This window comes from Rhizobium sp. C104, assembly GCF_022354505.1.
Lineage (GTDB): Bacteria > Pseudomonadota > Alphaproteobacteria > Rhizobiales > Rhizobiaceae > Rhizobium > Rhizobium redzepovicii.
This window is the reverse complement of record NZ_CP092348.1, coordinates 1,243,305-1,255,151: the sequence shown is the minus strand read 5'-3', so window position 1 is coordinate 1,255,151 and position 11,847 is coordinate 1,243,305. Positions and strand designations below refer to the sequence as shown.

At 61.1% G+C, this 11,847-nt stretch carries 8 protein-coding genes; 4 read left to right on the top strand and 4 right to left on the bottom strand.

Annotated features, from left to right (window positions below; all coding sequences use genetic code 11):
• Positions 1–71: 71 nt before the first annotated feature.
• Positions 72–1,289: a cysteine desulfurase family protein gene (locus MF410_RS07320; protein WP_097628629.1), complete on the bottom strand. Its 1,218-nt coding sequence runs from the start codon at positions 1,287–1,289 to the stop codon at positions 72–74.
• 217 nt (positions 1,290–1,506) lie between these two features.
• Here MF410_RS07320 and MF410_RS07315 point away from each other — a divergent pair, with 217 nt between their 5' ends.
• Together MF410_RS07315 and MF410_RS07310 are read left to right on the top strand one after the other, a co-directional pair.
• Complete coding sequence (locus tag MF410_RS07315) at positions 1,507–2,184, top strand: alpha/beta hydrolase (protein WP_003568896.1); 678 nt, start codon at positions 1,507–1,509, stop codon at positions 2,182–2,184.
• A gap of 140 nt (positions 2,185–2,324) precedes the next feature.
• The gene (locus MF410_RS07310; RefSeq protein ID WP_097628628.1) at positions 2,325–3,500 is read left to right on the top strand and encodes an acyltransferase; all 1,176 of its coding nucleotides are present in this window, start codon (positions 2,325–2,327) and stop codon (positions 3,498–3,500) included.
• A 65-nt stretch (positions 3,501–3,565) separates the two neighbouring features.
• Here MF410_RS07310 and MF410_RS07305 read toward each other — a convergent pair whose 3' ends face one another.
• Complete coding sequence (locus tag MF410_RS07305) at positions 3,566–4,684, bottom strand: anhydro-N-acetylmuramic acid kinase (protein ID WP_097628627.1); 1,119 nt, start codon at positions 4,682–4,684, stop codon at positions 3,566–3,568.
• A 131-nt stretch (positions 4,685–4,815) separates the two neighbouring features.
• On the opposite strand from MF410_RS07305, the gene tyrS reads away from it, so the two are divergent.
• The gene (gene tyrS, locus MF410_RS07300; protein ID WP_097628626.1) at positions 4,816–6,072 is read left to right on the top strand and encodes a tyrosine--tRNA ligase; all 1,257 of its coding nucleotides are present in this window, start codon (positions 4,816–4,818) and stop codon (positions 6,070–6,072) included.
• A gap of 186 nt (positions 6,073–6,258) precedes the next feature.
• Here the strand turns inward: tyrS and MF410_RS07295 are convergent, their stop codons facing one another.
• Entirely contained in the window at positions 6,259–6,540 is a 282-nt protein-coding gene (locus tag MF410_RS07295) for a hypothetical protein (protein WP_097628654.1), read from the bottom strand.
• Positions 6,541–6,741: 201 nt separating this feature from the next.
• Between MF410_RS07295 and MF410_RS07290 the strand changes: the two genes are divergently transcribed.
• Positions 6,742–8,403, top strand: coding sequence for an alpha-amylase family protein (locus tag MF410_RS07290; protein ID WP_097628625.1), 1,662 nt, complete (start codon positions 6,742–6,744; stop codon positions 8,401–8,403).
• 13 nt (positions 8,404–8,416) lie between these two features.
• Here MF410_RS07290 and MF410_RS07285 read toward each other — a convergent pair whose 3' ends face one another.
• A complete protein-coding gene (locus tag MF410_RS07285) occupies positions 8,417–11,818 on the bottom strand; it encodes an AsmA-like C-terminal domain-containing protein (RefSeq protein ID WP_097628624.1) in 3,402 nt (1,133 codons plus the stop codon).
• Between the last annotated feature and the right edge of the window lie 29 nt (positions 11,819–11,847).

Genomic DNA, 11,847 nt, shown 5'->3' with positions numbered 1-11,847 from the left:
TACAAGGTCCGGCAGCTTGTAGTGTTTGGGCATTTCTCTTGCCCTTTATGTAAGAGGCCAAAAGGGACTTTTCAGCCCGATTGGCAAGCAGAAATTTGCGTTTCCGCAAGTTTTGACACGGGGCAAGCCGCCTCGCCCGCCGACCTGCGCCGGTTGGCGATCTTGGCGAAAGCCGCAATCGCCCTGTCGATATCTTCTTCCGTCGTCGAAAAGCCGAGCGAGATGCGCAGCGCTCCGAGCTTGGCGTCGCGGCCCATCGCCGTCAGCACATGGCTTTCGCCAAGCCGACCCGATGAGCAGGCCGAGCCTGCGGAAAGTGCAACGCCTTCGAGATCGAAGGCGATCTGTCCGGTCTCGGCCTTCAGCCCCGGCAGGGTGAAGAAGATCGTATTGGCGACACGCTCGCCACCCTCGCCGTGGATCATCACGTCGGCTGCGGCCTGACGCATGCCGGCTTCTAGCCGCTCGCGCAACGCGCCGATCGCCGCGTTGCGCGCCTCGAGTTCGTCGACCGCCGCTTCTGCTGCCGCGCCGAAGCCGATCAGCGCCAGCGAATTCTGTGTCCCTGAGCGGTGACCCCGCTCCTGTCCGCCGCCCTGGATCAGCGGCCTGGGCATCAGCGCCTCGCCGCGCGCAATGAGCGCGCCGGCACCCTTCGGCCCGCCGATCTTATGCGAGGAAACGATTATGAAATCGGCACCGATCTTTTCGATATCGAGCGCGATGCGGGCCGCCGCCTGCACGGCGTCGACCACGAAGAGCCCGCCGTGGGCGTGGACGATCTTTGCCGCTGCCTCGACAGGCTGCACGATTCCCGTCTCGTTGTTGACGAGCATGATAGCGACCATCGGCAGACCCGCAGCCTTGTCATGCGCTTCGAGCAGGTGGCCGAGCGCATCGAGAGCGACGATGCCGGCTTCCGTCACCGGGATCTCCGTCATACTCTCTCTGGCGAAGCGCCCGCCTTCGCGCACAGCCGGATGCTCGATCGCCGAAAAATAGAGATGGCCAAGCCGAAGCGGCGTGCGGCCCATGCGGAAATCCGACGTCAGCACCAGATTGGCGGCCTCGGTCGCGCCGCTGGTAAAGACCACATTGCCGGCATCGGTGCCGGCAAGTGCTGCCACCTTGCGCCGTGCGCCTTCGATGGCGGCGCGAGCGGCCCGGCCCTCGCCGTGAACGGAATTTGGATTGCCGAAAATGTCGATGGCGCGCATGATCGCCGCGCGTGCTGCGGGGTGCAGCGGCGCTGTGGCGTTCCAGTCGAGATAAAGGCGTGGCGGCGCCATGATCTTCAGTCCTGCGCTTGACGAGCTTGCTTCAGCATCCGCGGTTCATTTTTCTTGAAATTTCCGCCGGGCTTGCCTTATGACACATTCCACGATGCGTGGATCGCCATGCAAGTTTCGAATTGTTCTAAACTGCGTTTTAGAAAAGCTGACAACACTAGTCAAGTCATGTTGTCGTCCGACGCAGCGCGAACGCGAAATAAAACCCGGAGTACCAATGCCCGAAGTTATTTTCAACGGCCCAGCCGGCCGTCTTGAAGGCCGCTACCAGCCCTCCAAGGAAAAAAGCGCGCCCATCGCCCTGATTCTGCATCCGCATCCGCAGTTCGGCGGCACGATGAATAATCAGATCGTCTACCAGCTCTTCTACATGTTCCAGAAGCGCGGGTTCACGACGTTGCGCTTCAATTTCCGGGGCATCGGCCGCAGCCAGGGCGAATTCGACCACGGCGCCGGCGAACTCTCGGATGCTGCCTCGGCGCTCGACTGGGTCCAGAGCCTGCACCCTGATTCGAAGACCTGTTGGGTCGCCGGTTATTCCTTCGGTTCCTGGATCGGCATGCAGCTCTTGATGCGCCGGCCGGAGATCGAAGGCTTTATGTCGATCGCCCCGCAGCCGAACACTTACGACTTTTCCTTCCTGGCGCCCTGCCCCTCCTCCGGCCTGATCATCAACGGCGAGGCCGACAAGGTAGCGCCGGAAAAGGACGTCAATGGCCTTGTGGAGAAGCTGAAGACCCAGAAGGGCATTCTGATTACCCACCGCACCGTTTCCAACGCCAACCACTTCTTCAACGGCCAGGTGGAAACGCTGATGGGCGAATGCGAGGACTACCTCGACCGCCGCCTGAACGGCGAGTTGGTGCCAGAGCCGGCCGCCAAGCGGATCCGCTGACCTCATAGCGCCGAAACCATCCCGCTCGGCACGATCCAGGTCGCTTGGGTCGATTGTGCCGGAACAGATCACCTACCGTGTTGCAATCTATATTGCAGTGCGGTAGGTTCCTCGCGATCCTAACTAAAGCGAGGTCCGCAATGACCAAGTCGTTCGGGGAAGTCCTGGATAAGTATAGGGGTATCGGTCCGGGGTTCGACTTTCTTCGAATTGGGCTCGCCTTTTCTATCGTATTGACCCATTCCTTTTTGCTGACAAGGAATGATGCCTTCATCAGGGGCTCGGTACTCTGGTTTACCGAATATGCTCTTGTTCCGATGTTTTTCGCGTTGAGCGGATTTCTGATCGCCGGCAGTGCCCAACGCCTGAGCCTGCGGAACTTCCTGATCAATCGCGGCTTGCGAATCGTCCCCGCACTGGCCGTCGATATCGTCGTTTGTTCGCTGATCATCGGGCCGATCATCACGGTCGTCTATCATGCCGACTATTTTACCGATCCGCGATTTTTCAAATACTTCCTGAATATCGTCGGCTGGATCCATTACGAGCTGCCGGGTGTCTTCCAGGACAATCCCAGCCAGCGTGTCAACGGCGCGCTCTGGACGGTTCCCTGGGAAATCTTCTGCTACATCATCATGTCGTTCCTGATGATCACCGCCATCGTGAAGACCCGCTATAAGCTGCTCGCCGTGACGGCCGCCTATATCGTCCTCGGCCTGATCGTGCAGAAAATGCCCTATCTGTTCCCGGGCTCGATCAAGCCGATCGCGCGCTTTCTGTTCATGAGCCGGGGCTCGCAGCTGATAACGGCATTCATGATGGGCATCGTCGCCTTTCAGTTCAAAGCCGTCATTCCGTATTCCCGCTGGCTATTTGCTGCCGCCTGCCTGGTTTGCGTCGTCGCCATTGTTACCCTCGACAGCCAGGCAGTGGAGTCGGTGATCAACCGGCCGATCGTCATCACCTCGCTGGTTTACATCACAGTCTTCATCGGCCTGTCGGAAGTTCCAATTCCCGCCTTCTTCAGGAAAGGCGACTATTCCTACGGGGTCTATCTCTACCACGATCCGTTCTTGCAGATCTGGATCAGCTCTTTCCCCACGGTCTTTCTCTATCCGAAATATGGTGCACTGGCGCTCTATCTCGTCGGCCTGCCCTCGGCCCTCGCCGTCGCGGTCCTGTCCTGGCATTTCATCGAGAAGCCGATCCTTGGCCTTCGCAAGAAATTCTCATTCATCGCCCAGGTCAGAGGCGTCGAGGATGGCAATCAGGCTGGGCGCGGATCCAATGTCCGGCCAGTCGCCGTAAAGAGTTAGGGCTTTGCCGGCCGCATGGTCGGGACTGAGGAAACCGGGCCGCGTCTTCAGCATCACCCTCTCGCTCATGGCCTTGCGAGCATCCCGCCGCTGACGGGGGCGGTAACGCCCGTCGTGCCAGGAAATGTCAGCGGCAGCCCGTCCAGCGAGCGGACGGCGAGATAGCCCCAGGCCTCGGCCTCCATAGCGTCGCCATCGAAGCCGGCCTGCTCGGCGGTCAACACATGCGATCCCAGTGCTTCGGCCATGGCCGAAAACTCCGCCATCACTGTGGCGTTTAGCCGCCCGCCGCCGCAGACGATATAGATCGACGGGCTCTCCGGTAGGAAACCGGCAGATTTGACGATCGCGGCGGCAGCGACATGCGCGAGCGTCCGGGCGCCGTCTTCGAGACTCGCTTCGCCATCCCGAAGCGGCGCGAAATCGCCGCGATCGAGCGAGCGGCGGACATTGCCGCGGAAGAACGGGTTATCAAGGTAACGCTCCGCCAGGGCGGCCACGACCTTGCCGCGTCCGGCGATCTCGCCGCCGGGATCGTAAGTTTTGCCGGTCTGCATCTCCACCCACTGGTCGATCAGCGTATTGCCCGGGCCGCTGTCGAAGGCCGATATCCGCCCGTCCGTGCCGATGAAGGTCAGGTTGGAAATACCGCCGATATTGACGAAACAGACAGCCTGCCCGGCCTGCTGGAATTTTCCGGCCAGTGCCGCATGATAGGCCGGCACCAGCGGCGCGCCCTGGCCACCATGAACCATATCGTTGGCACGCATGTCATAGACCACCGGTATGCCGGTTTGGCGCGCCAATTCTTGGCCGTCGCCGATCTGGACCGTCAGCCCCTCGTCGGGCCGGTGAAGCACGGTCTGGCCATGGAAGCCGAGGACATCGACGGCATCGGCAGCAAGCCCGAAACGCTCCAGGAATGCCGCAACGGCAATTGCATGCCGTTGGGTCAACTCAAGCTCGATGTCGCGAAGTTCAGCGGAGCGGCCGTTCCTGTCGGTCAGCGGTCGCGCCAGTTCGAGCGCCCGTTTCAGCTGCCCGCGGAAATCGGCCTCATAGGGCACGCCCAGGAACGGCCCGCGGTCGATGAAGCCGCGGCCGTCGGTCCTGATCAGCGCCACGTCGATTCCATCCATCGACGTGCCGCTCATCAGGCCGATCGCGGTTCTGATGACATCCATGAGGCTTGCCTCCCATGCGATTCCCGGATGCACTTTTATAAAAACAGTGCTAAACGCGCCGCGACAGATCAACAACAACGAACTTGCGTGAAGCCATATGGGTCAAGCGCAGACACCAAGAGACGAAAGCCATGTCCGAGTTCAAGTCCGATTTCCTCCGCACGCTGAAAGAGCGCGGCTTCATTCATCAGGTTTCCGATGAACGTGGCCTCGACGATATGTTCGCCAAGGAAACCGTGACGGCCTATATCGGCTACGACCCGACGGCATCCAGCCTCCATGTCGGCCATCTCACCCAGATCATGATGCTGCACTGGCTGCAGGCAACCGGCCACCGCCCGATTTCTCTGATGGGCGGCGGCACCGGCATGGTCGGCGACCCCTCCTTCAAGGAGGAAGCCCGCCAGCTGATGACGATCGAAACGATCGAGCAGAATATCGCCTCGATCAAGAACTGCTTCTCGAACTATCTCGACTACGACAAACCCGGCAATGCCGCGCTGATGATCAACAATGCCGAATGGCTGCGCTCGTTGAACTACCTCGAGTTCCTGCGCGATGTCGGCCGTCATTTCTCCGTCAACCGCATGCTGTCCTTCGACAGCGTGAAGACGCGCCTTGACCGCGAACAGTCGCTGTCCTTCCTGGAATTCAACTACATGATCCTCCAGGCCTACGACTTCGTCGAGCTTGCCAAGCGCTACGACTGCCGTCTGCAGATGGGCGGTTCTGATCAGTGGGGCAATATCGTCAACGGCATCGATCTCGGTCACCGCATGGGGACACAGCAGCTCTACGCACTGACATCGCCGCTGCTGACGACGTCATCAGGCGCCAAGATGGGCAAGTCGGCATCCGGCGCGGTCTGGCTGAATGCCGACCTGCGCCCCGTCTATGACTTCTGGCAATATTGGCGCAACACCGAGGATGCCGACGTGCCGCGCTTCCTCAAGCTCTTCACCACGCTGCCGATGGATGAAATCGCAAGGCTTTCGGCGATCGGCGGTTCGGAGCTGAACGAGGTCAAGAAGATTCTGGCGACCGAAGTTACCGCCATCCTGCACGGCCGTCCGGCCGCCGAGCAGGCTGCGGAAACGGCGCGCAAGACCTTCGAAGAAGGCGGGCTGTCGGAAAACCTGCCGTCCGTCGATATCCCTGCGACCGAACTCGACGGCGGCATCGGCCTGCTGTCCCTGATGGTCCGCGCTGGCCTTGCCGGCTCGAACGGCGAAGCGCGCCGACACGTCCAGGGCGGCGCGGTGCGCATCAACGACGAGGCGATCAGCGACGAACGCCGTCTGATCGGCAGCAACGAAATCACCGCCGACGGCGTCATCAAGCTCTCGCTCGGTAAAAAGAAGCACATTTTGATCCGCCGCGCCGCCTAAGCGGATCCAGTTTCGAATGGATATCTAAAGCGTGCCGCGATCTTTCAGATTCGCTTGTCACGCTTTATGTCTTTGTTTTTTCGCATGTCATTATCGCAAAACCGCTGCACACTTTTGCGAGACATGCTTTAAGGCGGCGTCCGCGCCGGCTTTTCTTTGTCCAACTCCTGAATAGGCGGGTAACCCTCACTCAGCGCCTGGCCGAGAAATCGCGTCCATTCGTTCAGCCTCCTGGAAGACATAGGGAGGCGGATTGGCGTCTGGCGCGCGCGTCACGCGTGACCACCAGCTGATCGAGAAGGTCGGCGGCGTCACCGTCGCGTCGAGAGGAACCGTCAGCACATGGGCGGAACGAATGAGCTCGGTTGGCCTCAGCCTGTCGCTCTTTTCTGCAGAATGCGAAACCTCTCCAGCTGCGGCGGCGATCACCGCGACCGATACGAAAGAGACTGTCCGAGCGCACTGCATGGCATCCTCCGACATCGCGCCGACCATTATTTGCTAGCCGGAAGCTGCATTACATCAGAATTACCTAAAATAGGCAAAGCATCATTGCCCGACTGGACAGTATAGGTCGGAATCAGCGGATAAGCCGTGCGACAAAGACCGCTTTATCGGAACCTTTTCCGCCCGCCGGGATTTGCGACCAGATTGGATTGGAGCTCCGGCATGATCAACGACCTCTGGTATAAGAACGCCGTCATCTACTGCCTCTCGGTCGAGACCTTCATGGATGCGAACGGTGACGGCGTCGGTGATTTTCAGGGGCTGATGCGGCGCCTCGACTATCTCTCCGGCCTTGGCGTGACGGCGATCTGGCTGATGCCATTCCAGACGTCGCCCGGCCGCGACGACGGCTATGATGTTTCCGACTATTACAATGTCGACCCGCGCTATGGTTCGCTCGGCGATTTCGTCGAATTCACCCATGGCGCCAAGCAGCGCGGTATCCGCGTGCTGATCGATCTGGTGATCAATCACACCTCCAAGGACCATCCCTGGTTTCAAGACGCCAGGAGCGACCCGCACTCACGCTATCGCGACTGGTACGTCTGGTCAGACAAAAAACCTGCGAATGCCGATCAGGGAATGGTCTTCCCCGGCGTCCAGAAGACCACCTGGACCCATGACGAAAAAGCCAGGGCCTATTATTTTCACCGCTTCTACGACCACCAGCCCGATCTCAACACCTCCAATCCCGAGGTGCAGACGGAGATCCTCAAGATCATGGGCTTCTGGATCCAGCTCGGCGTCTCCGGCTTCCGGATGGATGCCGCCCCCTTCATAATCGAGACGAAAGGCGCAGACGTTTCCAAGCCCGTCGAGCAGTTCGACATGCTGAGGAAGTTTCGCGAATTCCTGCAATGGCGACTGGGCGATTCCATCATTCTCGCCGAGGCCAACATCCTGCCGAAAGACAATTTCGAATATTTCGGCGATGACGGCGACCGCATGCAGATGATGTTCAATTTCCAGGTCAATCAGGCGCTGTTTTATGCTCTCGCCAGCGCCGATACGCGGCCGCTGAAGAAGGCGATGGAGACGACGAAACCGCGCCCGGCCACCGCCCAATGGGGTCTGTTTCTGCGCAATCACGACGAACTGGATCTCGGTCGGCTGTCGGAAAAGCAGCGCGGCGCGGTCTTTGCCGCCTTCGGACCCGAAAAGGACATGCAGCTTTATGACAGGGGCATTCGTCGTCGCCTGGCGCCGATGCTCGGCGGCGACCGCCGCAGGATCGAGATGGCATACAGCCTGCTGTTTTCGCTGCCCGGAACGCCTGTCATCCGCTACGGCGACGAGATCGGCATGGGCGACGATCTGGCCTTGCCGGAGCGCAATTGTGCCCGCACGCCGATGCAGTGGTCGACGGAACCGGAAGGCGGTTTCACCAAGAGTGGAAAGCCTGTCTCGCCGGTTATCAAGGACGGCCCCTACGGGTTCCAGCATGTCAACGTCGCCGAACAGCGGCGCGATCCCAATTCGCTGCTGAACTGGACCGAACGGATGATCCGGATGCGCAAGGAAGCCCCGGAGATCGGATGGGGCGATTTCTCCGTGGTCGACACGGGTGACGACGGCGTGCTGGCGCTTCGCTACGACTGGCGCGGCAATTCCGTGTTGATCCTGCACAATCTGCATGCGCAACCGGCAGAAGTAACCTTCGATCCCGATGTCGGTGAAGACGGACGACAGCTGATCGACATTGCCGATGGCGCGAGCAGTGAAGCAGACGATAAAGGCTTTCACACCGTCAGGCTCGATGCCTACGGCTACCGCTGGTATCGCGTCGGCGGCCTCGACTATCTCCTCAGGCGCAAGGAGATTTAGGTCTCGGCCCTGCCTATTGGAATTCGAAGATCTGCCGGAATACACCCGGCGCAATGATCGACAGCGGATTGATCTGCAGGTTCGGCTGGTCGAATTTGCCGGTGAGTTTGAAGGTGATGCCGATCAGGCCGCGATCGCTGCCGTTGCCGAGGATGACGCCGATCAGCGGCAATTCGGCAAACAGCCGGTTGAGGCCGTAGGCCGGCATGAAGGTGCCGGTCATGTCCATGTTGCCCTTGCGATCGCGCACAATGCCTTGGAAGGTTGCGCCGATCTGGTCGCCGCGCAGCACGCCGTTCTCGATGCCGACCATGCCATTGCGCGAAACGACGCGGGCAAAGCCGCGCTGGAAGCGTTGCGAAGAGGTATCGATGTCACGCTTGACGGCTTCGTTGAGGCTGCGCTGCTCATTTCCAACCGGCGTCGAGACGATCGAGCGCAGCCGTTGTTCGTTGACGATCGAGAAACGGCGCACGTCGAGCGAGCCGTCCCAGCCGCCCTCTGCCGAAAGCCGGATCGCCAGATTGAGCAGGCCGCCCTGCATGTGCTGGTAGAGATCGGCGAAACGCCACACCGCGCCGGCATCGCCGCTGGTGATGTTGATGACGCCGCCATCCTTCATCTGGCTGACCACGGCTTCGCCGCTGTCGGTCACGGCCGAAAAGTTCAGCGCCTGCAGCTTGTCACCGCGCAGTGACACCTGCGCCTGGAAATTGCCGATCTTCTCGTCGTTGAACCCGATGACATTTTTCAGCCTGGCGCGCACCGATACGCCGGTGTCGCCGCCATCCCCGTCATCATCGCCATCGCCCGAGCCCGATTTCAATCGTGCGATGACAGGCCGCGCATCGGCGCTGTCGCCGGAGACCGAGACGTCGAAATTGCCCTTGCTGCGTTTCACCGACAGGGCAAAATCGTCAAGCGAGGAGAGTTTGACGCTGTCGAAATCGGCCGAGATCAGCCCGCCTTTGCCAATGTTCATCGAACCGTTGGCGCCGAAACCGTCGCCTTTCAGCCGGAAATTCTTGATCTGGGTATTGTCGGCCGGGCCGGATGTTTCGAATTCGGCCGTCGCGGCAATACCGCTGCCCTTCGACCAGCCGATCCATGGCAGGTCGAGTTGCGACTTGGTCAGGTCGAGCTGCACATCCTGCCGGTCGTCGTCGATCCGCGTCAGCACCATCTTGACGCTGCCGCCGATGATGCCGGAAAGGCCGGGTATCAGCTTGTTGCGCTGCTCCTCGGAAAGCGTCGCGGTGATCACCCGCGTCCGCTTCGCGCCATCGGAGGCCTCGACCGGTTCGGCAAGATCGATATCGGCCGGGACGCCGTCGATCTGGGCCTTGGCATCCAGCGTGATCTGTTTCGGATTGCCGTTCAGCGTCCCGTCGAGATTGCTGATCGTGCGGCCGGAGAACGGCTTGGCAAGATCGATATCGGTGAGCTTCATCGCCGCCGTCCATTCGGCCGGCGGCGGATTCTGCGAGGAGAGCAAGCCGAAATGCGCCTTCACATTCGCCTCGATCCGCCCCTTGAGATCGTCGGGCGCAAAGCCGGCGCGCTGCAGCACCCGGATCGGCCTGTAGGTCAGAAGCTCGCCGACGGCATCCGCTGTCCCGGAGATCGCAAGATCGATATCGGCCATCAGCGGCTTGTCGTACGTGGCGGGTAGGGTGAACGTCCCCTGCCCGAGACCGACGGACCGGCCGGAGGGGAAAAACGACGTGCCGCTCTTGATCGCGATCGTCGCAACCGGACCGGTCAGGTCGAAATGGGCCGCCATATCGCGAACCGGCGGAATGTCGCCGGCGATGTTCATCCGCGCATCCGCGATGTCGAAGCCGATGCGGATCTGGTTGGCGTCGAGCTTCAGTCCCTTGCCGCCGGCTGCCTCGTCCAGCCTGCCGAAGGGAATGAAGACCGAGATGGAGGCGTTGGCTACGCTGCCGCCGAAGAGGTTGCCGTGCACCCAGGTGCGCACCTTGGGCGCCATCCAGAACGGCCAGAGCTGCTTGATCGCCGTCGTCTGCAGCTGTGCCGACTGGCCGGCAAAGCTGATCTCCGGCGATTTGCTCCCGAGCTTGACGTGCAGTGCCCCGTATAGCGCGCCGAGCGGACTGGAGACGGTCATGTTGGGAAATAGAAATTCCCGCCCGGCGACCAGGTAGCGCCCGGTCGCCTGGATATCGAAGGAGAGCGGCTGCTCGCCGGAGCCGCCGGGTGCTGCCGAGCCGCCGCTGACCAGAAGATCGATGCCGAAGCCCTTGCCGGCCTGCGGGTCGAGCTTGTCGAGATCGATCAGCGCGCCGTTGATCGGAACCGTGGTCGCGCCGAAGCGGGCGTTCGACCGGGCGATTTCGAGCGTCTGCTTGGCGAAATCATAAACGAGGTTGATCTGCCCGCCCGACAGTTCCTGCGGATCGCCGTCGGCATAGATCTGGCCGGGATCGATGTCGACGGTCGCCGCAAGTGCCGGCTGCACGCCATCGCGTTCCCTGGTGGCCGATACCGTCAAATCGGCAAAGGCACTGAGCCCCTGTCGGATCACGCCCTGATCGTTGCGTTTCAGCGCAAAGGGCGTGAGGTCGGCATGCTTGAGCGTCGCCACCACCTTCGACACGTGGCCGGCTTCCTTTTCGGCCAGCACCTCGAGCTCGGCCACCTCGCCGTTCAGCGCCACTTCGCCGGTCAACTGCAGTGAGGATGGGCCGGCATGGGCAAAGACAAGATCGTCGACGACCAGCGACAGCGGGCCGTTGGCGGTGTCGGCAAGCTTGATGTCGATGCCGGAGATGCGCACGGAGCTGGTCGAGCCGCGCGTGACGACACTGTCGAACATGTCGAACTGCGAGAAGATCTTCTCCATCGCTGCCGGCATGGCGTCGATGCGAAAATCGTCGAGCGTCAGAGGATTGCCGGAGGGCAACAGAGCGGTATCGAGCGCGATATCGTCGGCTTCGATGTCGGTGACGGCGATGCGGCCGCGGAAAAGCTGCAGCGGATCGAGCCCCAGCCGCACCGAGCCCGTCGTCGACAGGTGCTGGCCGCTCTGCTCGTCGATCATGTTGACGTTGCGCGCTTCCAGCGCCAGCCGGAAATCCGAGGTGAAACGGATGACGGTGGAGCCGACCTCGGCGCGGTAGCGCGGTCCGGCCACGCCGTTCAACGCCGCCTGCGCCTGCTGCGACAGCGGCTTGTCGAACATGCCGCTCTCGACGGTGAAGACAATTCCGGCGAGGATAAGCAGAATCACCCCCAGAAATCCGGCCGTCAGCTTCGCCGTGCGCCGCATAGGAGAACGCGGCGGCGGGCAAGAGACGATGATCGGATCCTCGGCCTGGGCGGACGGCAAGCGGTCCAGCGCAACGATATCCTTCTTGCGAAACGTGACCTTTTCGCCGCGGATGGCTGACATGCGCCTTCGGGCTCTCCCTTTAAGTGAAG

What these genes read in the sequence shown, in the direction of transcription:
- MF410_RS07310 (WP_097628628.1), top strand. Translation starts at nt 2,325, where the DNA reads ATGACCAAGTCGTTCGGGGAAGTCCTGGATAAGTATAGGGGTATCGGT.
- MF410_RS07295 (WP_097628654.1), bottom strand. Translation starts at nt 6,540, where the DNA reads ATGCAGTGCGCTCGGACAGTCTCTTTCGTATCGGTCGCGGTGATCGCC.
- MF410_RS07320 (WP_097628629.1), bottom strand. Translation starts at nt 1,289, where the DNA reads ATGGCGCCGCCACGCCTTTATCTCGACTGGAACGCCACAGCGCCGCTG.
- MF410_RS07285 (WP_097628624.1), bottom strand. Translation starts at nt 11,818, where the DNA reads ATGTCAGCCATCCGCGGCGAAAAGGTCACGTTTCGCAAGAAGGATATC.
- MF410_RS07305 (WP_097628627.1), bottom strand. Translation starts at nt 4,684, where the DNA reads ATGGATGTCATCAGAACCGCGATCGGCCTGATGAGCGGCACGTCGATG.
- MF410_RS07315 (WP_003568896.1), top strand. Translation starts at nt 1,507, where the DNA reads ATGCCCGAAGTTATTTTCAACGGCCCAGCCGGCCGTCTTGAAGGCCGC.
- tyrS (WP_097628626.1), top strand. Translation starts at nt 4,816, where the DNA reads ATGTCCGAGTTCAAGTCCGATTTCCTCCGCACGCTGAAAGAGCGCGGC.
- MF410_RS07290 (WP_097628625.1), top strand. Translation starts at nt 6,742, where the DNA reads ATGATCAACGACCTCTGGTATAAGAACGCCGTCATCTACTGCCTCTCG.